Here is a 22,224-nt window from a genome sequence, read left to right on the forward strand (position 1 = left end):
GCATTATTAATTACTTTTTAAGCGACAGTTTTTCGCCTTTTAAGCTTTTACGTATTTTAGATATACGTGAGCGATTTACTGCTCTTGCTTCGCCAGTTGCTTGACCAGATGGCTTATTAGCACGAGTACGACGTAAGTGTGCAGGCTTTTTGCCAATTTTATCAATTAATACTTCACGGTTACTTACTGCATAGCCTTCTAAGTAAACACGTTTAATTTTTTGACCAATTAAGGTTTCAATTTCAAACAACATGTTTTCTTCTTCACGGCTTACAAACGAAATTGCTTGGCCTTCTTTACCTGCGCGGCCAGTACGACCAATACGATGTACGTAGTCCTCTGCAAGCCAAGGTAAGTCAATATTAATTACACGCGGTAAACCGTCTATATCAATACCACGCGCCGCAACTTCTGTTGCCACTAATACACGTACTTTACCTTCTTTAAATTCACGCAGCGCACGACGACGATTACCTTGTGACTTATCGCCATGACAAACCGCAGCCGGAATGCCATCAAGGTTAAGCTCTGTTACTAGCTCATCGGCTGTTTCTTTCATGTTTACAAATACTAACACTTGCTGCCAGTTTTTCTTACCAATTAGCTCAGAAAGCAGCTCTTGCTTACGGCGCTCTTCAACTGGGTAAACCACATGCGCTACAGTGCTAGCAGTACTGTTTGTTTGATCAACACGTACTATTTCTGGCTGTTTTAATACTTTAGATGCAAACTGTTTAATTGCTGCTGGGAAAGTGGCTGAAAACAACAAGATTTGACGATCGTCAGCGCAGCTTTTTATAACGCCCTGCATCTCTTCAATAAAGCCCATATCGAGCATACGGTCGGCTTCATCAAGTACTAAGTGCTTTACGCTGGCAAGGCTTAAGTTACCTAAGCGAATATGATCAAGTAAACGCCCTGGCGTTGCTACTACAATATCAACACCTTCTTTAAGTGCATTAGCTTGGCCTGCGGTGTTAACACCACCAAATAAGCTGACTACTTTTAACGAAGTGTGTTTTGCGAAGTCTTTAAAGTTATTTGCTATTTGCTCTGCAAGTTCGCGCGTAGGCGCTAAAACTAAAGCATGCGGAGCATTAGTAGTGCTTACTTCAGACTCAAATAATTTTTGAATAATTGGTAGCGCAAACGCGGCGGTTTTACCCGTCCCCGTTTGTGCACTTGCTAAAACGTCTTTACCTTTACGAACAGCAGGAATTGCTGCGCGCTGAATGGGCGTAAGGGTGTGATAGTTAAGTTCGTCTAACGCCTGAACAAGTTCAGGAGCAAAACTAAAAGATTTAAAATTCATGGTATATAACCTGCGGCCACATTATCAAGGGTCGCAAATTATACAGTAAAAAAGTGCTAACAGTTAGTCATTACTTTACTTTTGCATGGTTTAATCTGTTTTATAGCGTTTAAATATTAAAGAGGTATTAATACCGCCAAAAGCAAAGTTATTACTCATTACATAATCGGTGTTAATTTCTCGCCCTTGCTCTGTTATGTAGTCAAGTTGAGCGCACTCGTTATCCACCTCGGTGAGGTTTATTGTGGGGGCAAACCAGTTATCATTCATCATATTAATCGTCGCCCACGCTTCAATAGCACCGCATGCGCCCAAAGTGTGGCCTAAATAACTTTTTAAAGAGCTAATGGGTTTTGCCCCTAATGCGTTAAAAGTGGCATGCGACTCTGCTATATCGCCTCGATCGGTTGAGGTGCCATGCGCACTTACATAACCAATTTGCTCGGCGGTTAAATTAGCATCGTGTAGGGCTTGTTCAATCGCTATTTGCATTGTTTTAGAGGTAGGTTGAGTAACATGCTCACCATCACTATTACAACCAAAACCAACCACCTCTGCCAGTATAGTGGCACCGCGCGCTTTTGCGTGTTCATACTCTTCTAAAATCAGTGTGCCAGCACCTTCGCCAATCACTAATCCATCACGGTCTTTATCAAATGGCCTGGGGGTTAACTTGGGTGTGTCGTTTTTTGTACTGGTAGCATATAAGGTATCAAATACTGCGGCTTCGGTAATACATAACTCCTCTGCACCACCAGCAACCATCACCTTTTGACGACCAAATTTTATTGCTTCATAGGCATAACCAATACCTTGTGAGCCTGAGGTACAAGCTGAGCTTGTGGTGATCACTCGCCCTTTTAAGCCAAAAAACACTCCAACATTAACCGGAGCAGTATGCGCCATCATTTGAATATAACTAGTGGCTGTTACCCCAGACATAGAGCCCGACTCCATCATATTAGCAAACGCGAGTAACGGCGGGGTTGACCCTATAGATGAACCATAAGAAACCCCCGTAGAGCCATCGGTTAAGCTACTATGATTGAGTAACTGGGCTTGCTCTAACGCGCACTCTGTAGCGCGTGTTGACATAAGCGCCACTCGCCCCATTGAGCGTATTTGTTTACGTTTATAATGACTCGGTCGCTCAAAATGAGTAACCGGCGCCGCTAAACGCGTATTAAGCTCTGGTGCTTTGTCCCACTCTGGCATAGTGGTCACTGCATTTTCGCCTCTGATCAGTGCTTGTTTAAATACCGACCATTCATCGCCAAGTGCGGTGATCACCGACATACCTGTCACTACAACGCGCTTCATTACACCATACCGCCGTTAACTGAAATGACTTGGCGGGTAATGTAGGCCGCATCATCTGAGATTAAAAATGCCACAGTACCCGCAACTTCCTCTACTGTGCCCATACGCTTAAGCGGGATCATTTTTAGCATTTCGTCTACCGGTAACTCGTCAGTCATTGCGGTTTCTATTAACCCAGGTGCAACGCAGTTTACGGTTATTTTTCGCTTAGCCAACTCTAACGACAACGCTTTTGTAGCGCCAATAATACCGGCTTTTGCCGCACTGTAATTTACTTGCCCACGGTTACCGGCAATGCCCGATACAGAAGCCATGGTTACAATACGCCCACCTTTACGGTTTTGCACCATAGGCATTACCGTGGGGTGCACCACATTATAAAAGCCATCAAGCCCGGTACGAATAACGCAATCCCAGTCCTCGCCTTGCATAGCCGGAAACGCCATATCATTGGTAATACCTGCGTTACATACCACGCCATAATAAGCACCATGCTGGGCTATGTCTTGCTCTATTTGTGCTTTGGCGGCGGCTCTGTCGCATACATCAAATTGTAATAAGCTAGTAGCTTGGCCTAATGCCTGTATTGCTGTGCAAGTTGCTTGTGCATCTGCCACACCACTTTTACAATGCACTGTAATGTCATACCCTTGGGATGCTAATTTAAGCGCAATAGCCCTGCCTATGCCACGGCTTGAACCTGTGACTAAAATTCGTTTTGTCATTGATTATCTCTTATAAATTCCAGCGGATTTTCGGGCTGAAAAACATTAATTTTTGCTTCACATGCTAATGTATCGCCGTGGATTATTTGGCATTCAAACACACTCAATCCCGACTCTTCTTGATATAGCTTATGCACTTTAATAGTTAAACTACTATTAACTTTAAAACACGCTTGATGGGTTTGATATTTACGCGTACCAATTAAAAAACCTATTTTAGGAGGCTCATTTGCATCGTTTGCTAATGCGCCTGCGTAAGCGGCTATTGACTGCGCCATATACTCAACCCCAATATAACTAGGTACACCGGCAATATCGGCATTATAAAACGCACTTTGCGGTGTAATCGTTACCTGGCAACGCGCACTCTCGGCGCTATAATACGTTAAAGTGTCAATTAAAATCATTGGTGCGTCGTGGGCAAGCAACTGCTCAATTGCGTAATGATTACTGCTCAGCTCATTCATCGGCAATACCTAAAATTAAACTGGCGTTATTGCCACCAAAGGCAAATGAGTTTGACAAGCAGTAACGCAATTTGGGCTTAAATGCTTGTTTTATTATTTTTACATCGGCCAAGTTACCGCCTGTTGATAATACGTTATACGGCAATGCATACTGGCCTTGCTCTTTAAGAAGTAGCCAGCATAGCGCGGCTTCAATTGCGCCTGCAGCTCCTAAGGTATGCCCAGTTAAGTGCTTGCTTGAGCTAAGTGGCGTATTGTTGCCAAACACACGATTAATTGCAAGTGCCTCCATTTCATCATTTTTTAGCGTTGCGGTACCGTGTGCATTTATGTAGTCAATTTCATGGGCAGCTAATTGCGCTTGTTTTAGTGCTTTTTGCATTGCAGATTGCGCGCCCATACCATTGGGATCGGGCGCTGAAATATGATGTGCATCAGAGCTTTCGCCGCCACCGTACAGTGCAATTGCTTTATCTGTAATTGCGCTTACGCCTTTACTCATTACAAATAATGCTGCGCCTTCACCAATATTAATGCCGTCTCGGTTACTTGAAAACGGCTGGCAAACTCCGCTACTTAACGACGCTAACGAATCAAAACCATTGAGAGTAAGTTGGCATAGGGTGTCAACGCCACCGCATATAACAACATCGGCCATATCAGCTTTTAGCAGTGCGCGGGCACTTAGTAATGCTTTTGCGCTTGATGTACAGGCTGTAGAAATACTATAACAGGGTCCCTTTGCATCAAGCTTTTGCGCAATATAGTGTGCTGGGGTGGCAAGTTCTTGTTCATAATAATGAAAGTCATTTGGCCATTGCGCTGTGTGTTCAAAATGAGCACGAGCCCGTTCACCATCTGCAATACCCGAAGTACTCGTGCCTAACACCACCGCAATACGGGATTTATCGATATGCGAAAATTGCTCAATAGTTGTTTGTAGTTGCGCTAAGCACATATCAATAAAGGTATTTATACGTTTTTTTTGCGCCAACGCAACCGAGGTTACTTGGCCAACATATAACGGCTGTTGTTGCGCGCTAAGTGTAGAATTTAGAGTTAATATAGGCGTTGCAGAGTTATAACTGTTTAAGCTATCGAGAGTTGCCTGCGGGCCTACTCCCATCGCACTAACAATACCTAAGTTATTTAGCCAATATGTCACTGAGTTACCTTTTTAAATATTATTTTATAATCACGTACAATATTATGCAGCGTAATTGCATCATCGTTATAGTCAATGGTGATCAGGGTTTTATGATTTTGTAGTACTTGTCTGTGTGTGCCTACTTGTTCCACCAGTGCGCCACTCAGCTGCTCATTTATAAACGCGACAGGCCAATGTACTAAGGCAATGTCGGCCAATACATAAGCAGGATTTATATCGACGCCTACAAGCATTTTTTTAGCTTTAATTGGCTCTTTGGGTGATTTTTCAAGCTCTACAATTGGAAAGCCCTGGCTGGTCATCATCAGCAACTTGACCCCTCCCGCCTCATTAACCGCCAATTGCGATAACAAGGTATGCTGCTCTTGCCCAGTGGTAATAAATAACACTTGTTGCCAAGAGCGGCCATACATTGATGGCGCCATGCTATTTAAATTTAGGCTAGCCGCAGGTGCTATGCTTATAGCTGCACTGGAACTAAACTGACTCGCACAGGCTGACAGCACTATGCAGGTTAGCAATAGCAGTGCACGCTGGAGTATTAGTTTAAGCATATTAATTTCAACATATTAGTTTCGGCACAGCTGAGCTAGCACATTTAAGCGGCGCTCACTTTGTGCAACAAATGGGTTACTCGTGTCCCATGCGTATCCGGCTAAAATTGCACTGATCATTTCTCGCACTTGTTTGTTTTGCTCTGTATGAAATATTACGTCTTGAAAGCGCGTATCGTACCAGCCTGTAACAAAAGTTCTAAAACAGTTAACTCCCGCTTGTAGCGGTTTTGCATAATGCTGCTCAAAGTCAATCGTCTCACCTTTTAAATACTGATCGACCAAAGGTGCAATTAAACTTGCTGATTTAAGCGCAATGGTTACTCCTGATGAAAACACCGGATCTAAAAACTCTCCCGCATTGCCTAATAGCGCAAAGTGCTGTCCATACAGCTTACTCACATTAGAGGAGTAGCCTGTTATGCTGCGAGCTGGCCCAATTAATTCGCGTTTAGCTAGCAGTGCTTTTAAATGTGGATCTTGCTCTAAAAAGCGATTTAACATTACCTCTGCTTCGTCGTCATTAAAACGCTCAGACTCTGCTACAACACCAATACTTGCGGTGCCATCACTAAAGGGAATTAGCCAATACCATATATCTCGGTGCTCTGGGTGTACGGTAATGAGGATTTTATTACGATCAAAATTTTCATCGCTAATATTATCTACAAAGTGGCTAAAATAAGCACTGCGTACCGGAAAGTTAGAAGGTAACTCTAAGTTTAGTAGTTTAGGTAATACTCGGCCAAAGCCGCTGGCATCTAACACAAAGCGTGCTTGAACTTGGTAAGGCTGCTGCTGCGCGTCGTGTACTAATAAGGTTGCACCACCATTTTTATCGGTACTATCTTTATTGGTATTACCTTTATCGGAACTGTTTTCAAAAACATCAGTAACCTTGTAGTCTTTAACACTGTGCTGATAACGAATAACAGCCCCTTGCAGCTGTGCATTATCGGCTAGTAATTTATCAAACAGCCCTCTTTTCACTTGATAAGTAGTACCTGGCCCAGGTGATGATTTTTCGGTAAAATTAATAGCGGTATTTTCACCCGCTCGATGAAACGCAGCGCCGTTTTTAAACTGAAACCCCAAACTAGCAGCGTGTTCATGCAATGGAGCGACTAAATTAGCGTCGGCCAAATACTCCATACATTGCGGTAACAAGCTCTCACCTATAGTAAAGCGCGGAAAAATCTGTTGCTCAAGTACTAATACTCGCCAGCCTTTTTGCACTAAAAGGCTACTTGCAAGTGCGCCAGAGGGGCCCGCACCAATTACAACAACATCAAACTGCTCAGGGTTATTCACTTTATCCTTCCTTTTGCGAGGGTAATACACTCAGCGGCGATAAAATATATACCGCTAAAATCCCTACCATTACGGTAAGTCCAAAACTAAAAATAGCAGGGGTGCTTGAGGCACTTAACATACCAAACACCCACATAGAAGACGCTGCAGATAAACTAATTGCCAATATATTTTTTGGCTGTAACTTATTTATTTGATAAAAAACAAGGTAGTCAATAGCTAAGGCTACCACTAGCAACGCGCCCAACATATTAAATAACGACAGGCTGCCTTGAATTGCATTACACACCCACAGCATGCTAACAACCACTAATAACAAACTTAACAGTTGTAAAGTGGCAATTTTTACGCCAAAACGCCAACTAAAAAGTAACCAACTAATGGCCCCTGCAAGCACTAAGCTTAACAATAAGTATGCTCGGTAATCGCTTAATAACGCACTAATTTGCTGCGGTTTATTATATAGCAATAAGCCATCATCTTTTAAAAGCGCGGCGCTTAAGCTCTGTGTATTAATATTGCTAATTGTCATCCAGGTTATGGCTTGCTGCGGCTCAACATGCATTTGCGCTAACAATAAGGGTTTAAATTCGCTATTTAATAATGCGTTATAGGTAATAAATTGCGCGGGGCCGCTACTTAATTGCCGCCCAGTTAATTGCTCGCTTAGTGCAAATACACCACTTTTTTTAGCTTGATTAAACACCGCTAAATTATTTTTTTGCTGCTCAATACTAGGCAGCCATCGGTTAATGGCATTGTGTTTAATATGCGGGTTACTCGCGGTTAAATTGCTAACTAACCGCTGTTGTTTTTGTAACACGTGTTGTGCATTGTCGCCAATAATAAATACTATATGGCTGCGCCATTGATCCAGTAAAGTTAAGTGTTTTTTTTCACTTGCCATTAGCTGCTCAGAGCTGGCATTAAGCAATCTAATATCATCATTAAACTCAATCGGTTTTAATATCAATAAGCTTGCAAGCACTATACTTAGCGCAATAAACAGTGGTTTTTTTATTTTATTACAGTACAAAAACACCCGCGTTATTTTTTTACTGAGTAATAAACTCGATGTCGATACACGCAGTGTTTGCTGCCAAAATGGTAAAATTAACACAGTAAACAACCATGCACTAAATAAGCCCGCTATAACAAACACAGCCACTTGCGCTAATAAGGTTAACGGTGCACCTAATAAGCAGCTGTAGCCTAATGCGGTCGTAATAAAAGAGAGTAATAACGCCGATTTCACCCCTTTGCTATAGCCGTTAGAAGTGGCTTGCTGTGCAGTTTCATTTGCTACTTTGGCTAAATCGGTCATGCCATGAAAGGCGTAATCAATAGCAATGCCTATTAGGGTTACGGCAAATACCAAGGTTAATAAGTGAATACTGTTAAACACCAATAACATAACAATAGCGCCGCCCATTAATGCGCTAAGCACAGTAAAGCTCGCTAATAAAATACTGCTAATCGCTCTAAATACCCAAAACACCATAACCATTAGTGCCATTAGGCTAATACCACCAAACAAACTCATTTCGTATTTTGCTTGTTGGGCATTTTCAGCCGTATGAAACAGCACCCCTGAATAGGAAATAGTGGTATTTGGGTACGCTTTACTTAGGGTGTTTATTTGCGTTTTAATTTTAGCAGCTAAGCTAATTGCATTATTAATGCTCAAGTTTGGCTCTGGCAGTGTGACAAAAAGCATTGCATATTCAACCCCCTCATACTGGCGAGTGAGGCGGTTTTGTTTAATAGTAAAAACTTGGCTTTGGCTTAAGTTTTCGCTAATAAAGCCAGCTAAACTTAAACTAATATCAGTACTTAATGTAGCACTAACAAATGGCGATCCTAACTGATTTAACTGCTGCAGGTAAAACTGCTCAAAGCTGGCTTTGTCTGCTATTTTTTGCTTATAGGGCTTACTTAATAGTGCATATTTATAAGGCGCAAATGTGGCTTTTAAAGCGTTTATAGAGGGAAAATTAAATGTGCTTGTTATACCTTGCTGCTCAAGCCAATTGTTAAATTCATCGTGGGCGTTATTTTTTTGCTCACCAGCAAATGAAAACACTACACGGTGGGCATTTTTTTCAAAAAACAGCTGTTCGCCATAAGCTAATTGAGAATGCGATTTTGGCAGCAAACTAAACATATCAGCACTAAATATAGGTTTAGTCAGCCAAAATATACTGGTTAAAAGCAAAATTAAACCACTAAACCAAATAAAAACAATGCCAATTCGTTTCTTCAATCCACTATTCCATTAATTAACTATTTAAACGATTGAGCCGTTAAGGCTGCTCAGGGTAACTAAACTCAATAGTTGTTTTACTACCTGAATGCTCATAAAGGATGATGCTGTGTACCGTTTTATCACTTTCACACAAAGTAAAGTGGCTAAATAATTGCTGTAACAACGCTTCTTTTGGGGTTAGTTGCAGGCAATTGTTTTGCGCTTTTATACTAAAGCGTGTTGCAAGGGCGCTCATATCTACACTGAGTAAGTCAGTTAAAAGCCCTACAAACTGCTCACTGCCTGGCTGTGGTACAAACTCCCCTTTAGCATTTTCAACCAATACCTGGCCATTTTCTACAATCAATGCGCTTTTTACCGGTTGTTCTACTTGCCATACTAGCTTTTTGGCATTTAGAGAAAACACTCCAGAGGAGACGAACGGCGATGCAAAACCAGCAAGTTGTTTATATTGTTTAAACTCACCCGTTACTGTATCAGCCTTTAATGTGGTATTTACCTGCGATACAGTGTTTGCTTGCAATGCACTACAAAATAGCAGCAATACGCTGGTTATAAATAATTTAAACATTGTCATTCCTTCTCCTTTAATTGCCAGCTACTTTAAAAAAGGGGCTAGTTTTTCATAAAGTATTGGGGGTGAAACAAATTGCATTTCTTTGGAGCTAATTTCTACCGCCACTTGTGTAGTGGACGCCTTGGTAATGCGCTTATTACTGATTGCATCGGTAATAACATAATCAATACGTAAGCGGTTTTCATACTCTTTTAAATACGCTGCCACTTTAATTTTTTGTGTAAATACAGCTGATGCTACGTATTTAATTTGCATATCAACAATGGGCCACGCAAATCCAGAGTCTTTCATTTGCAGGTAGTCGTAGTCAAATATTCTGAGTAACTCACAACGAGCAATTTCTAAATAGCGTGGGTAATTACCATGCCACACTACATTCATTGGATCGCAATCATGAAAAGGGATTTCTATTTCTACGCTGTGCGAAAGTAATGCGCCTTTATTATTCATAAAGCGCCCAGCGTTTGCTTTGAATATAGCTAATAGTTTGTCTTAGCACCGCTTCCATTGGTCTGTCTTCGGTCAGGTTTTCAAAGTAACCTGTTATATCGCTATACATATGCTGCATATCGTCAGTTAAACTCGTAAATTCTAATTCGCCTTGTTTAATTCGCAGCCTTAACCCTTGAATAGCGGCTAATAAGGTACTGGCCATCACTTGCTCGGTAAGCTGTAAAATACGTAAACAATCGCGCGAGGCTATGGTACCCATACTTACTTTGTCTTGATTGTGACACTCGGTAGAGCGCGAAAATACACTGGCAGGCATAGTTAATTTCAATGCCTCAGCAGTATAAGCACTGGCACCAATTTGTACCGCTTTAAAACCATGATTTATATAACGACGCTCAGGGGCACTGTCGGATAAATTAGACGCCAAACCATTGTTATATTTAGTATCAACCAATGAGGCTATTTGTCGATCGGCTAAATCAGCTAAGTTAGCTACTGCGGTTTTCATGCTGTCCATTGCCATGGCAATGTGGCCGCCATAAAAATGCCCGCCGTGCAGTACATGCTCCCCTTCGCCATCAATAATTGGGTTGTCGTTGGCTGAGTTTAATTCGTTTTCGATCATTTGCCTAAAAAACGGCAAGCTGTCTTGCAGCACACCAATAACATGCGGTGCACAGCGAATTGAGTAGCGATCTTGCAGGCGGTCGGCATTACGTGGATGGTCGTGATGATTTAAATCATCTCTGATCCAACGTGCTATTTGCTGCTGCCCTGGGTGAGGTTTTACCGAGAATAAAATTTCATCAAAATGATGGCTATTTCCTTTGAGCGCTAAGCTAGCAATGGCGGTAATACGACTGGCTAATTTGGCTAAATAATTGGCTCTGTCGAAGGCTAAGCAGGCTAATGCGGTCATTACCGCGGTGCCATTCATTATTGCAAGGCCTTCTTTTGGGCGCAGCACGAGCGGCGTTAAGCCAACTTCTTGCATTACCGCTAAGCTATTACGTACGGTGTCTTTATAATATACGTCGCGCTCGCCTATCATAGCACCAGCAACATAAGATAATGGCGTTAAGTCGCCACTGGCACCTACCGATCCCTCTTGAGGAATAACCGGTACAATATCGTGATTTAAGTAGTCGCGCAGTAAATTCAGCATTTCCCAGCTAATACCCGAGTAGCCTTGCGATAAAGACGTAAGCCGCGTGGCTAAAATTGCTCGTCCTTGTACTTTATTAAATACATCGCCTAGTCCACATCCATGAAATCGCGTTAAATGTAGGGGTAGTTCATCTACTAAATTTAATGGTACTGCTACGGTTACTGAGTCGCCATAACCAGTCGTTACACCGTAAATAACGCCGTCTTCTTTTAATAATGTATCTAAAAAACTCAGCGCACTATTAATTTTGCTACTAAATTCGCTGCAACCACTAATTTGCACTTGGGTGTGGTTATGTGCAATATCAACAATGTTTTCGATTGATAATCGCTGCTGACCAAAAAGCTGTGTGTTTTGAACTGGCACTTCTATTTCTCCTTTGCTTGATCGCGGGCGACTTGCTGATCATTTTGCCAAAAATCGTAAAAATTAAACCATTGATAAGGATATTGCGCAGCATAGTGACCTAAACGCTGCGCATAGTCTGTAATTACTTGGTTTAAAATTGCCTGTCGTTGGGTGCGTGGCATTTTTAAGCTGTTGCTGTATTGCTCAAATATTACGTGGTACTTACTGCTTTGCTGATCTTTTAAACAAAACAAAAAATAAACTGGGCAATCAAGTAATGCCGCTAAAATAAAAGGTCCTTGAGAAAACGGGGCTGGCTTGTCTAAAAAAGGCACTTGCACAGAGCGCGCGGCAGTGGTGGTACTGGTGCGATCGCCAACAATAACAATAATTTCGCCTTGCTCAATTTTTTCTTTCAATAAAATAGCTAAACCTGGGCCTAAGTCAGTTACTTGAATTAAATTAACCGCTACGTTGGGGTTAATTTTTTTCAGCATTTTATTAAATTCAACTGCATGATGAGTAAACACCAGCACATTAATAACTTTGCCACTGCGATGTTGGCTAAGCGCTCGGCACACTTCTAAATTACCCAAATGCGAGCCAATAAAAATAGCCCCTTGGCGTTGCTCATTTAATTGGCTAAATAAATGCTCGTTGGTATATTCAATATCACTTAAGCTAATACGCCCAAGCCAACCATCTATTTTATCAAAGGCGCTGTCGGCAAAACTACAAAAGTGCTTTAGTTGCTGCTTAAGTGTCACGCTTTGCCCAGTGCCGGTGTACAAATTAACTTGCTGTAAAAACTGTTTTGAAGCAGCACGGGCAACCCTACCAGTAATAAAGAGATACACCACCACAGGAAACAAAATTAGCCACAGCCCTTTGCGACCCAGTATTTTATGTGTAAATAGCAGAGTTTGAATGCCTAAATAATTACCGCGCTCTTGCATTTTAGACCAATGTTTAACGGCCATAACGTCTCTTTAATTTGTGTGCTATAAGCCAAGGCGAGCGCACTAACATACCAAAAAATAATCGCGTATGTAGCCAAGATATACGCACGTTGTCGTGCAATGGCTGAAAGTGAGAAAGCCCATTTTCTGGATAGATCACTTGGCTAGGTAAAAATATAAACGGCACATTACGCCAATATAAACGCACTAATATTTCAGGATCAAAGTCCATCCGCTTGCCCAGCTTAACTTCTTTTAACAGTTTTTCGCAGGCTCCCAGCGGATACACTCTAAAGCCACACATAGAGTCAACAATTTCAAAACTAAGGGTTTCAATCCATACCCACACATGGGTTAAGTACCGTGCTAAATAGCGATGCTTAGGCACTGAAGCGTCGTATATTGGGCAACAGCTTACTAATGCCTGTGGATTGGCGTTTGACAGGCGCAAAAGCTGCGCTAAATCGGCCAAGTTATGTTGGCCGTCGGCATCAACTTGAATAGCATGGGAATACCCTTGCTGATACGCATAATGCAAACCGCTTTGTACCGCCCCACCTTTACCTTGGTTGTGCTCATGGGTAACAATGGTAAGTAACGGGTGCTGCTGTGTAAGTGCAGAAAACACTGCTTTAGCTGCCTCATTACTTGCATCATCTACCATAATAATTGGTAAGTTATATTCAGCTAGGCTGGTTAATACCGCCGCTATCACAGAGGTATGATTGTAGTTTGGAATGACAATACAAAACTTATTCATTTAAACAACACTTTCAAAAACAATTCGCCCAGACGCATGTTGCCCCTTAGCAGAGCGATAAGAAAACACATACTTATTAAGCGCTTTTTGCTCTATGGCTAATACCATAGTAAGGCCTGGCGTAATCACCACCTGAAACTTTAGCACTTCGACATTCTTTACCGCTAATTGAATATTATACTGCTTACAAATTGCAGCAACCGCCCAATCTAGCTGCACTACGCCTGCTAAAATAGGGCCGTCTTTAAAATGGCCATTAAAGTAATCTAAATCCTTGGGCACAAATAAACTTAATTGATAACCTTGCTCGGTTTGCTCACATTTAAGTAGTTGCGGCTGCGTTTTAATCAACTTTGTCAAAAAGGTGCTCCAATGCTTTTAAGTTTAATTTAGCTTGGCTGTTATAAGGTAACTGCTCTATAAAACGCCACTTTTTAGGCGTACAAATGCGCTCAAAACGCGTTAGTGCATGCTCTTTTAAAAGCTTATTAGTGGCTAATTTACTTTCACTTTGTAAATGTTTTACCCCTTGCTGGCTAAGCACAACTACCGCACCTATTACTTGCCTTGCCCCAGGTAATACAATTACTTTAACGTCGTTTACCCACTCACTGCTTGCTAGGTGGTGTTCTAGTTCATCCAAACTGAGGCGTTTTTCTTCTAATTTTATGATTCGGTCTAATCGACCAAGCAGTTTAAATTGACCACTTTTAAGCACCAAACCTCTATCGTCAAGCGGGTAATCTTTGTGGTTCACTAACGGTGAATTTAAAAGGAGTCTATCGTTTGTGCCAACACTCATTTTTATACCTGAAAACGGCTGCCACGAGCTCACGTTTTCAAGCGAGGTAACTTGTCGATACGCTATACCACCGGTTTCGGTACTGCCAAACACTTGTGTTATTGGTTTATTTAACTGACTGAATAGCGATACTGCATCTTCGTTTGCCAGCGGCCCACCAGATGAAAATATCCATTGTAAGTGAGATTTTTGTTCAATTAATACGTTGTCTGCGCGTAATCGTTTTAGCTGTGCGGGGCTAGAAATTAACACCACTTGTTTAGCGCCCTTGAGCTTGGCGGCTATATGCTCTGGGTAGTGCAGTAAGTCGGTATCAACGACATGTCCGGTACTAAGTGGCCATAACAACCTAAATAGCAGCCCGTAAATATGCTGATGCGATACGCTAGCAATAAACATTGGCATACATTTTAACGCATAACTGCTTGATAAAATGCTCAGCTCTTTGTTAATTGTTTGCCACGACTTTACAATTGGCTTAGCTTTACCTGTTGATCCTGAAGTGTAAAACACCAAGTTCCCTTCTTTGGGCCAAACAAGTTGCGCTAAAGGAAAAAAGCCAGGCTGTTCAGGCAAGTTTTCTATATTGATAAAGTCAATACCCAGTGGTTCAACAAGCTCTGAGTCACCTAAAAAACAAGGCGTTTGCTGTAGTAAGGCTTTGAGTGTTTCGGGTTGACCATTAGGTGGCAGTATAACCGTGCAACCGCGCAAGGTGAGTGCCATTAAACTCACCGCAAACTTATAAGTGTTAGTGCTATATAACACCACAGATGTGGGCGCTGTGGCCGGTGAATACTTAGCTAATAGCCGATTAACATCGCTAACAAACTGGCGTTGTGTCACTGCCTTATTTTCATGATTAAAGCACACACTAACATTATTACTTTGAAATACTTTACTTTGAAAGGTACTAAACACGCGCTTTCCTTTTTACTTTTAGCCTGACTAGCCACTCTAAGGCAAACAACACGCCCATAGCTACATAGGCAATCACACCATTATAAAAAGCCCACACTGCCAAACTAGAAAACAGGCTGGTATATAAGGCAATACCACCATTAACTATAAAAAAAACGCACCACAACTGAGTTACTTTTTTAGTGTATTGCACACCTTGCTCATCGAGCTCAGGCTCGGTGATGCGGGCAAAGGTTTCTATTATTGATGGCCCTTTATAAAGTGAGTAGCTAAACACGAGCAACATCACAGTGTTAATAATCACCGGGTATAAACGTAAACCCACATCACTGTCGAACACTTTTGACAATACGATTGCTATCACAGCTAAAAATGTCGCTGGCTTTAACCACGGCATTTTGTCAAATAATGCTTTGCTTAACCACAAGCGTAGTGCAAGCAAAAATAATAATACGATCGCTACCAGTTGGCTATTAAACTGCGTCAGGCCCACATACACAATAACTGGGTAGCAGGCCAAACAAAGCATAATAAGGGTGGTTAACAAGGCTTTAAGCATTTATTTAGTTAACGAGCTTTTCTATTTCGCTAACTACATTTTGCACAGTACGTACTTGCTTAAATGCATCAGGATCAATTTTTTTACCGGTGATTTCTCTTAGTTTTACTACCAAGTCAACAGCGTCAATGCTGTCTAAATCAAGGTCTTGATATAAGTTGGCGTCTAGGTTTATGTCGGCTGGGTCTATCTCAAAATCGTTTTCTAAAATGCCGTGTAATACATCATAAATTTCAGCAGCGGTTTTCATTGTTATTCCTATATATTTTTATAATTTAAGAACGTGCTTGTTCTATAAAGTGTGCTAAAGAATTCACCGACGCAAAGTGCGCTTTTGTTTGCTCTGAATTGGCATCTATTTTCACATCAAATTGTTTTTTTATTGCCAAACCAAGTTCTAGTGCATCTATGCTATCGAGCCCTAAACCATCAACAAATAATGCTTCATCATCAGCAATGTCTGCAGTTGTCATATCTTCTAGATCAAGGCTGGATATAATTAATTGTTTAATTTGTACTTTTAATTCAGTCATAAATTGCTCAGTTCTTCTGTAAAATAATGTTGTAAGCTGTTAGTTAAATGCCGAGATTGTATAGCGGGTGTGTCACTAACATAAGGCAGGTTACTGTTAAACTGCTTGCTGGCCAGCTGCAAGCTAAAGTGCGCTTGATAAGGCGCTACTTTATACCAAGGTGTACCCTTGGTTAAGGTATTAGGCTGCATTTTTATTAATACTGTAGCGATTGGCACATTACATCTAAGTGCTATATTGGCCGCTCCTCGTTTAAAATTAAGTGCAGTATGGGGCTGTGAACGTGTGCCTTCAGGAAAAACTATTAAGTTATTTCCTTTGCTTATACTGCGCTCACATTCACGTAATAAACCTTCTGGATCTTCGTTACTTATATAACCAGTACTTTTAATTACACCGCGCATAAAGGGGTTTTTAAATAAATGGGCTTTTACTACGCAATCTGCATTTTTAATCACAGATATAAGCACAACCACATCAATTAAAGAGGGGTGATTGGCAAGTACTAATTTTCCGTTTAAATTAGCAAGCTGGGTTTTGTCTTTAATATTAAAACGAATAACGCCTGTGTAATGCATTAATCCAACAAAAAATTTAAAACAGTAATGTACTGTCGCTCTTGCTCTGTTTTTACGGGTGTTTACATCTGCTTCTAATACGTTTTGCAGCGGAAAAACCACTAATGTTAGTACTAAACCACCTATGCCAAACACGCTAAAACAAACACCGGTTGCAAGCACACGCCAACAAAGCCCTGTTATTCTTATAATGTGTTTAATCATGGTAGGTAAGTTGCCAATGATGAGCCAATGTAGTGTGGGTTAATATCGCACTTTTTTTATCGTGTAGGGCTTTAGCACCTTGCAGGCTCATTGGTAAGTTACTACTTTTTGCAGCAGGGTTAAGTACTTTATTTAAACTAAAACACGGCTCATTTGCTTGAGCAAGGCGCACTATCATAGCAATGGAATGAGTAATTTGTAGCTCGTCAGCAAATTGGTTATATATATCGGGGAGGATTTCATCGCTATGGACTACTAACATGTACGGCTCATTGCTATCAACAAGGCGAATGTAGGCCTCTACAATTGCACACATAAAACTCTCAGCCCCTGCTGCAATAGCATTCATTGCACTGGTATTACTTTTTATAATACTAAAAAGTCCGGCTGCGGCATTATGCACACTCAGGCCAAAACCTGTGGGCGATAATGGTTGCTGATTAACTATATCAACTAATAAATTGGCTGTTTTATGAAAGTCCCCGTGGCGCGATGAGAACACCGCCGATAAATTAGTATACTGATCAGCGCTACTTACTTGCTGAGCACTGTGTAATACCATTTTGCTAAAACGAGTCATACGCCGGCGTTGCATAGGTGCAACCCAATCAAGTGTTATAGGCGAGTTATCATACCAATGATCGCTTTCTATTTGTCGCTGTTCTGGCTGGATCCATGTAGCGAGTTGTTCAACAACAAATTTCACAAATATACATATTTAGTTAATGATAGGACGCAGGATCTTACATTTTTTAACAAAAAAAGTAAAATAAACAATAAAAAAAGCCAGCGCTGGATTTTCATTCAGCGCTGGCTAATAATTCTATGATATTAAAAAGAATTCTTGTTCATTTATGCAGCGAGCATGGCCACCAACAACATCACTTGCGCTTAGCTGATTAATCAACTTTTCACCTTGTTGTTGCTGTGCGTCGTTAAGGGGTAAGTAAGGTAATCTAAATACCGGTTTAACTGCCTCAGTCATCATGAGTGCAGTATTAATCGCAATTGGATTTGGCTCGCAAAACAACCAATTTATTAATGGTTGTAATGACGTATTTAGCGCATCATTTGGCGCATCCATTAACTGGCGAAACAATTCTGGCATAAGATTAGAGCTGACCGAAATAACCCCATGAGCGCCATGAGTATGACGAGCATCGTGGCTTTCATCATCATTACCCGACCAACACGCTATGCCTTGCTTCTCATAATGAGCTATACGTTCGTTACCACCACACTCTTTAACACCAATAAAATGTTCGTGCTTTGCTAATGGTTCAATAATATCAGGCGTTAAGTCTTGTCCTGTACGCCCCGCTACGTTGTAAATAAATGCAGGGCCAATATCAAGAACACGCTTTAAATGCTCTTTTACACCCGCAATAGAGGTGCGCCCATAGTAAGGGTTAATTTGCAACGCAGCATCCATACCACTGGCAAAACCATATTTAGTGGCTTTAATCGCTTCTCGGGTATTATTACTGCCCGTATTACCTACAATTACCAGCTTACTGCTAAACTTATTTACGCTATGCGCTATGAGCATTAAGTGCTCTTCCCAGTTCATTAACTGGCCTTCGCCGGTAGTGCCGCCTACAACGATACCGTCAACCCCAGCTGCTATTTGTAACTCAACAAGGCGATCGTATGTTGCAAGGTCAATTTCGCCACTCGATAAATAAGGTGTTTTAATTGCTGTAATAAGACTTGCTTGTTTAATTTGTTCTAGGCTGCGCATAAAAAATCATTCTTTATAAAACTTGCGCTATTTGTACCATATTTATGTGTGCTTTTGCAGCTGTAAACGCATATTTTGCAATAAAATGGCTTGTAATATTAAGTTTGATAATACAAAATGAATAACTGTATATATAAACAGTATTTGTATTTTTAATATTAGGCGAGCTTTTATGCGTTTATCTCAGTACTTAACAACCCATTTTTATCATACCGACGAGCTATGCCAGGCACTCAATATTGATGCAGATAAGCTTGAGCATTGGCAACAGCAAAGTGTATTTCCTAAGCCTAGTTATTGTATTAAAAACCAACTAAGTTGCAGCTCATATTCGGGTTTGTACGAATGCGAAGAGTACGACGATTATTACCCTCGAGGTTGTGTAAACTGGGGCCAAGGGCTGATAAAACAAAAAATCGATTCATCCAGCCAGGCATTTAATTACTTTGCCCAGCAATATACCGCCAGCTTAACCAAACTTGCTCAGCAAGGGTTTGAATTTAACGAAGAACTATTTGGTTGCGAAATAGAAGAACATGTACAACAAGTATGGCAGCAATTTTTATGCAGCAAATATGGCGTGCTTACTCAAAATGGCTTAATAGACGAAATAGTGGCTGTTGATATAGGCCGCCTGGTGGTTGATGACATAACCGAATTACGCAGTAAAGCGGGGTTAGATCAAGATGAGCGTGCAAAACTGCACCCCGCTATAAAGTTACTCAACCGGGCTTTGAGCCATGGTGCCGATCACGAAAAACAACACACACTTAGAACCCGCTATATAGATACCCTTATTTTAAAATACGACTTATCGATAAAGTAATTATTAATGTACTACTACTTTAAGATTAACTCTGCCAATTTATAATTAACGAATATACGTATAGCGGCCAGTAGCTTAAGAAAATACAGCCTATAGGATTAGTGTTTGTTTGCGTTACAGCACCCTCAATACAAGTATTCCTATATAAAGTATGTAACAAAGTCAGATGATCAAAGTGCTATGCGTAAAACTAAACTTAAAATAAAGCTTGATATCCGCCAGAGGTTGCTGTTAAAGTACGTCGCATCGGGTTGATAGAAAGCCCTGTTTATTTGTAAGTACCACGTTGTTATTAGTAATAATCCTTCGCGCTATCCTCAGTTAAATATATGTTTTCTTACTCTTTATATTGCCTTATATAGGGCGCACTTTAATTTTTTTAGGATACTACTATGTCTACAACAACTGGTTCAGTTAAATGGTTTAATGAAGCAAAAGGTTTTGGTTTTATTGAACAAGAGTCTGGCCCTGATGTTTTTGCTCATTTTAGCGCAATTACTAGCGATGGCTTCAAAACATTAGCTGAAGGCCAACGTGTACAGTTTACTGTTACACAAGGTCAAAAAGGCCCGCAAGCTGAAAATATTGTTTGCATCTAAATTGTTTAATTTAATGGGTTAGTAATAACCCGTTAATGAATATTAGTTTGAAAGAAGTTCTGTTTATTTGTACGTACCACGTTGATATTAGTAATAATCCTTTGTGTTATCCTCAAGTTAAATATTTATTTTTTCCAGCTTAATCGCCTACTTTCAGGCACATTTTTTATTAATTTCTTAGGATACAATTATGTCTAATACAACTACTGGTACAGTAAAGTTTTTTAACGAAGCTAAAGGTTTTGGTTTTATCGAGCAAGAATCTGGCGCAGACGTTTTCGCACATTTCAGTGCAATCTCTGGCGACGGTTTCAAAACTCTAGCTGAAGGCCAACGTGTACAGTTTACTGTTACACAAGGTCAAAAAGGTCCACAAGCTGAAAACATCGTTTGTATCTAAGATGTTTAAGTTGATGGGTTATTTATAACCCATCTATTTATATAAGTTTGAAAGAAATACTGTTTATTTGTAAGTACCACGTTGATATTAGTAATAATCCTTCGCGTTATCCTCAAGTTAAATATAGGTTTTTTCCGGCTCAATCGCCTATTTTCAGGCACACTTTTATTAATTTTTAAGGATATTATTATGTCTAATACAACTACTGGTTCAGTAAAATGGTTTAACGAAGCAAAAGGTTTTGGTTTTATCGAGCAAGAATCTGGCGCAGACGTTTTTGCACATTTTAGCGCAATTTCTGGCGACGGTTTTAAAACTCTAGCTGAAGGCCAACGCGTACAGTTTACTGTTACACAAGGTCAAAAAGGCCCACAAGCTGAAAACATCGTAGCTATCTAAGCTGTTTTAGCTGATGCGTTTTTAAAGCGCACTAAAAACCCACTCATAGCTTGCTATAAGTGGGTTTTTTGTTTTTCTATACTTATATAGCATTGTTATTTAGCTTTCATAGCAATAAATAAGATTATTATTAGGCTAGTTTTGATGTTCGTATTGCCCACGGTACACTTCAAATACTTTTAGTACTGTATGCTGCTCTTTAGTTAGATTATCAAACCAGTGATCAAATAGATCATCGTTATCCTGTTCACTTAATGCCATATATTGGGCAAGTAACTCAATAATATCATTATGGGTGCAAGTTAAGGGGTTTACTTGTTGTGCTAAAACACTATGGTCGCGCTCTTTTAGAGTATCCATTACTCCTTGATCTATTTGTTGTTGTTTTTGTATTGCGTCGCTCATATGTTACCTCTGAGATCTACTGTTTATGCTATTTTTAACGAATGTAATTATAGTTATAACAGGCTAAACGCCAATAGCCAGCACTTTTGGTTTAACTGCTCATTTTTTGATTTGTTTGCATAAATAGCCAGCAATTATGGTTTTTAAATGCTCATTAAATAATTTTTTGAGTGGCTATAGATCCTGATGAATAAAATGATACAATATCACATAACATAATACTGTTATGAGAATTTCCCTATTTTATTTATTAATGAGGTATAAAATGAAAGTATTAAGCTCACTTAAAAGTGCTAAGCAGCGTGCAGGGTGTCAAGTTGTAAAACGTAAAGGACGCGTGTTTGTGATTTGTAAGGAGAACCCGCGCTTTAAAGCTGTTCAGGGTATGAAAAAGAAATAGCATTTAACCACTATCACTTTATAAAGCAGTCACTCAGTGTTGTGTGCAACACTGAGTGACTTTATTTAACTAGTTATTTAACTACCACTGAAAATTCAGGTACTGCCTGAATTACTTTTTTCACGGTACAGGTATTTACCGCGGCAACCAGTGCTTTTTTATACTTATCAGGGAATCCATCTGGGAGTGTTATCTCAATAGAAAATAACTTTTTACCATCTTCATCCACATTTTCGTTATTTTGCTTAAGTGACATCCCTTGTGTCGAAATATCGCGTTGTTGGCAAAACTTTCTTGCATAAAAACCTGCACATAACACCATACTCACTAAAAAGTAATCAAACGGTTCTGGGTGCTCTGCGTTGCCACCTGCAGCCAAACTCTGATCGCTTATCACTTCATGATCGCCAAATTTAGCACTGAGCTTTTGGCCATCTAACACTGCAACTGAAATTTCCATCGAGGGTCC

The 22,224-nt window shown here is 40.5% G+C and carries 28 protein-coding genes; 5 read left to right on the top strand and 23 right to left on the bottom strand.

Translation table 11 applies throughout. The annotated features are described in order from the left end of the window. Positions 1-10 precede the first annotated feature (10 nt). The 21 genes from H5079_RS05295 to dapA form a co-directional block, all read right to left on the bottom strand. Positions 11-1,312 (bottom strand): DEAD/DEAH box helicase, encoded by a 1,302-nt coding sequence (locus tag H5079_RS05295; protein ID WP_011330036.1) that lies wholly within the window; start codon positions 1,310-1,312, stop codon positions 11-13. A gap of 90 nt (positions 1,313-1,402) precedes the next feature. Continuing rightward, positions 1,403-2,632, bottom strand: coding sequence for a beta-ketoacyl-ACP synthase (locus H5079_RS05300; RefSeq protein WP_182683625.1), 1,230 nt, complete (start codon positions 2,630-2,632; stop codon positions 1,403-1,405). Further along, positions 2,632-3,357, bottom strand: a complete 726-nt coding sequence (locus H5079_RS05305) for a 3-ketoacyl-ACP reductase FabG2 (RefSeq protein ID WP_011330034.1) — start codon at positions 3,355-3,357, stop codon at positions 2,632-2,634. The genes H5079_RS05300 and H5079_RS05305 overlap by 1 nt, the downstream gene beginning before the upstream one ends. Continuing rightward, positions 3,354-3,824: a hotdog family protein gene (locus H5079_RS05310; protein WP_259398047.1), complete on the bottom strand. Its 471-nt coding sequence runs from the start codon at positions 3,822-3,824 to the stop codon at positions 3,354-3,356. The genes H5079_RS05305 and H5079_RS05310 overlap by 4 nt, the downstream gene beginning before the upstream one ends. After that, positions 3,817-4,989: a beta-ketoacyl-ACP synthase gene (locus tag H5079_RS05315; RefSeq protein WP_182683626.1), complete on the bottom strand. Its 1,173-nt coding sequence runs from the start codon at positions 4,987-4,989 to the stop codon at positions 3,817-3,819. The genes H5079_RS05310 and H5079_RS05315 overlap by 8 nt, the downstream gene beginning before the upstream one ends. Continuing rightward, on the bottom strand, positions 4,986-5,405 hold the full coding sequence (locus tag H5079_RS05320; RefSeq protein ID WP_231613330.1) for a DUF3261 domain-containing protein: 420 nt from the start codon (positions 5,403-5,405) through the stop codon (positions 4,986-4,988). Before H5079_RS05320 ends, H5079_RS05315 begins: the two co-directional genes overlap by 4 nt. A gap of 156 nt (positions 5,406-5,561) precedes the next feature. After that, complete coding sequence (locus tag H5079_RS05325) at positions 5,562-6,857, bottom strand: NAD(P)/FAD-dependent oxidoreductase (RefSeq protein WP_182683627.1); 1,296 nt, start codon at positions 6,855-6,857, stop codon at positions 5,562-5,564. A gap of 1 nt (position 6,858) precedes the next feature. Next, positions 6,859-9,120, bottom strand: coding sequence for an MMPL family transporter (locus H5079_RS05330; protein ID WP_182683628.1), 2,262 nt, complete (start codon positions 9,118-9,120; stop codon positions 6,859-6,861). A 40-nt stretch (positions 9,121-9,160) separates the two neighbouring features. Then, positions 9,161-9,700, bottom strand: coding sequence for an outer membrane lipoprotein carrier protein LolA (locus H5079_RS05335; RefSeq protein WP_011330028.1), 540 nt, complete (start codon positions 9,698-9,700; stop codon positions 9,161-9,163). A 21-nt stretch (positions 9,701-9,721) separates the two neighbouring features. Continuing rightward, positions 9,722-10,150 carry a thioesterase family protein gene (locus H5079_RS05340; RefSeq protein ID WP_011330027.1) on the bottom strand — a complete coding sequence of 143 codons (429 nt, stop codon included), beginning with the start codon at positions 10,148-10,150 and terminating at the stop codon, positions 9,722-9,724. After that, positions 10,143-11,687 carry a histidine ammonia-lyase gene (gene hutH / locus H5079_RS05345; protein ID WP_011330026.1) on the bottom strand — a complete coding sequence of 515 codons (1,545 nt, stop codon included), beginning with the start codon at positions 11,685-11,687 and terminating at the stop codon, positions 10,143-10,145. The genes H5079_RS05340 and hutH overlap by 8 nt, the downstream gene beginning before the upstream one ends. Before the next feature lie 2 nt (positions 11,688-11,689). Beyond that, positions 11,690-12,649, bottom strand: coding sequence for an acyltransferase (locus tag H5079_RS05350; protein WP_182683629.1), 960 nt, complete (start codon positions 12,647-12,649; stop codon positions 11,690-11,692). Then, a complete protein-coding gene (locus H5079_RS05355; protein WP_011330024.1) occupies positions 12,639-13,388 on the bottom strand; it encodes a glycosyltransferase family 2 protein in 750 nt (249 codons plus the stop codon). Before H5079_RS05355 ends, H5079_RS05350 begins: the two co-directional genes overlap by 11 nt. Beyond that, positions 13,389-13,748, bottom strand: coding sequence for a thioester dehydrase (locus H5079_RS05360; RefSeq protein ID WP_011330023.1), 360 nt, complete (start codon positions 13,746-13,748; stop codon positions 13,389-13,391). Beyond that, positions 13,732-15,111, bottom strand: coding sequence for an AMP-binding protein (locus H5079_RS05365; RefSeq protein WP_086995807.1), 1,380 nt, complete (start codon positions 15,109-15,111; stop codon positions 13,732-13,734). Before H5079_RS05365 ends, H5079_RS05360 begins: the two co-directional genes overlap by 17 nt. Beyond that, positions 15,104-15,670, bottom strand: coding sequence for a hypothetical protein (locus H5079_RS05370; protein WP_182683630.1), 567 nt, complete (start codon positions 15,668-15,670; stop codon positions 15,104-15,106). Before H5079_RS05370 ends, H5079_RS05365 begins: the two co-directional genes overlap by 8 nt. Before the next feature lie 4 nt (positions 15,671-15,674). Beyond that, positions 15,675-15,920, bottom strand: coding sequence for an acyl carrier protein (locus H5079_RS05375; RefSeq protein ID WP_011330020.1), 246 nt, complete (start codon positions 15,918-15,920; stop codon positions 15,675-15,677). Positions 15,921-15,945: 25 nt separating this feature from the next. After that, positions 15,946-16,203: a phosphopantetheine-binding protein gene (locus tag H5079_RS05380; protein WP_011330019.1), complete on the bottom strand. Its 258-nt coding sequence runs from the start codon at positions 16,201-16,203 to the stop codon at positions 15,946-15,948. Beyond that, positions 16,200-16,985 carry a 1-acyl-sn-glycerol-3-phosphate acyltransferase gene (locus H5079_RS05385; RefSeq protein ID WP_011330018.1) on the bottom strand — a complete coding sequence of 262 codons (786 nt, stop codon included), beginning with the start codon at positions 16,983-16,985 and terminating at the stop codon, positions 16,200-16,202. Before H5079_RS05385 ends, H5079_RS05380 begins: the two co-directional genes overlap by 4 nt. Further along, positions 16,978-17,691 (bottom strand): beta-ketoacyl synthase chain length factor, encoded by a 714-nt coding sequence (locus H5079_RS05390; protein ID WP_182683631.1) that lies wholly within the window; start codon positions 17,689-17,691, stop codon positions 16,978-16,980. Before H5079_RS05390 ends, H5079_RS05385 begins: the two co-directional genes overlap by 8 nt. 117 nt (positions 17,692-17,808) lie before the next feature. Further along, the gene (gene dapA, locus H5079_RS05395) at positions 17,809-18,726 is read right to left on the bottom strand and encodes a 4-hydroxy-tetrahydrodipicolinate synthase (RefSeq protein WP_182683632.1); all 918 of its coding nucleotides are present in this window, start codon (positions 18,724-18,726) and stop codon (positions 17,809-17,811) included. 172 nt (positions 18,727-18,898) lie between these two features. On the opposite strand from dapA, the gene H5079_RS05400 reads away from it, so the two are divergent. From H5079_RS05400 to H5079_RS05415, 4 genes are all read left to right on the top strand, one after another. Next, positions 18,899-19,552: a DUF6058 family natural product biosynthesis protein gene (locus H5079_RS05400; RefSeq protein WP_011330015.1), complete on the top strand. Its 654-nt coding sequence runs from the start codon at positions 18,899-18,901 to the stop codon at positions 19,550-19,552. 392 nt (positions 19,553-19,944) lie between these two features. Further along, on the top strand, positions 19,945-20,151 hold the full coding sequence (locus tag H5079_RS05405; RefSeq protein ID WP_011330013.1) for a cold-shock protein: 207 nt from the start codon (positions 19,945-19,947) through the stop codon (positions 20,149-20,151). A 190-nt stretch (positions 20,152-20,341) separates the two neighbouring features. Continuing rightward, positions 20,342-20,551, top strand: coding sequence for a cold-shock protein (locus H5079_RS05410; protein WP_011329603.1), 210 nt, complete (start codon positions 20,342-20,344; stop codon positions 20,549-20,551). Positions 20,552-20,740: 189 nt separating this feature from the next. Beyond that, the gene (locus H5079_RS05415; protein ID WP_011330012.1) at positions 20,741-20,950 is read left to right on the top strand and encodes a cold-shock protein; all 210 of its coding nucleotides are present in this window, start codon (positions 20,741-20,743) and stop codon (positions 20,948-20,950) included. 135 nt (positions 20,951-21,085) lie between these two features. Here H5079_RS05415 and H5079_RS05420 read toward each other — a convergent pair whose 3' ends face one another. Then, positions 21,086-21,355 (bottom strand): hypothetical protein, encoded by a 270-nt coding sequence (locus tag H5079_RS05420; protein WP_011330011.1) that lies wholly within the window; start codon positions 21,353-21,355, stop codon positions 21,086-21,088. Between the two features lie 265 nt (positions 21,356-21,620). On the opposite strand from H5079_RS05420, the gene ykgO reads away from it, so the two are divergent. Then, positions 21,621-21,755: a type B 50S ribosomal protein L36 gene (gene ykgO, locus H5079_RS05425; RefSeq protein WP_011330010.1), complete on the top strand. Its 135-nt coding sequence runs from the start codon at positions 21,621-21,623 to the stop codon at positions 21,753-21,755. Between the two features lie 73 nt (positions 21,756-21,828). Here the strand turns inward: ykgO and H5079_RS05430 are convergent, their stop codons facing one another. Further along, the gene (locus H5079_RS05430) at positions 21,829-22,215 is read right to left on the bottom strand and encodes an OsmC family protein (protein WP_182683633.1); all 387 of its coding nucleotides are present in this window, start codon (positions 22,213-22,215) and stop codon (positions 21,829-21,831) included. Positions 22,216-22,224: the final 9 nt, after the last annotated feature.

Origin of the sequence: Pseudoalteromonas sp. SG44-5 (genome assembly GCF_014164175.1) — a bacterium.
GTDB lineage: Bacteria > Pseudomonadota > Gammaproteobacteria > Enterobacterales > Alteromonadaceae > Pseudoalteromonas > Pseudoalteromonas nigrifaciens.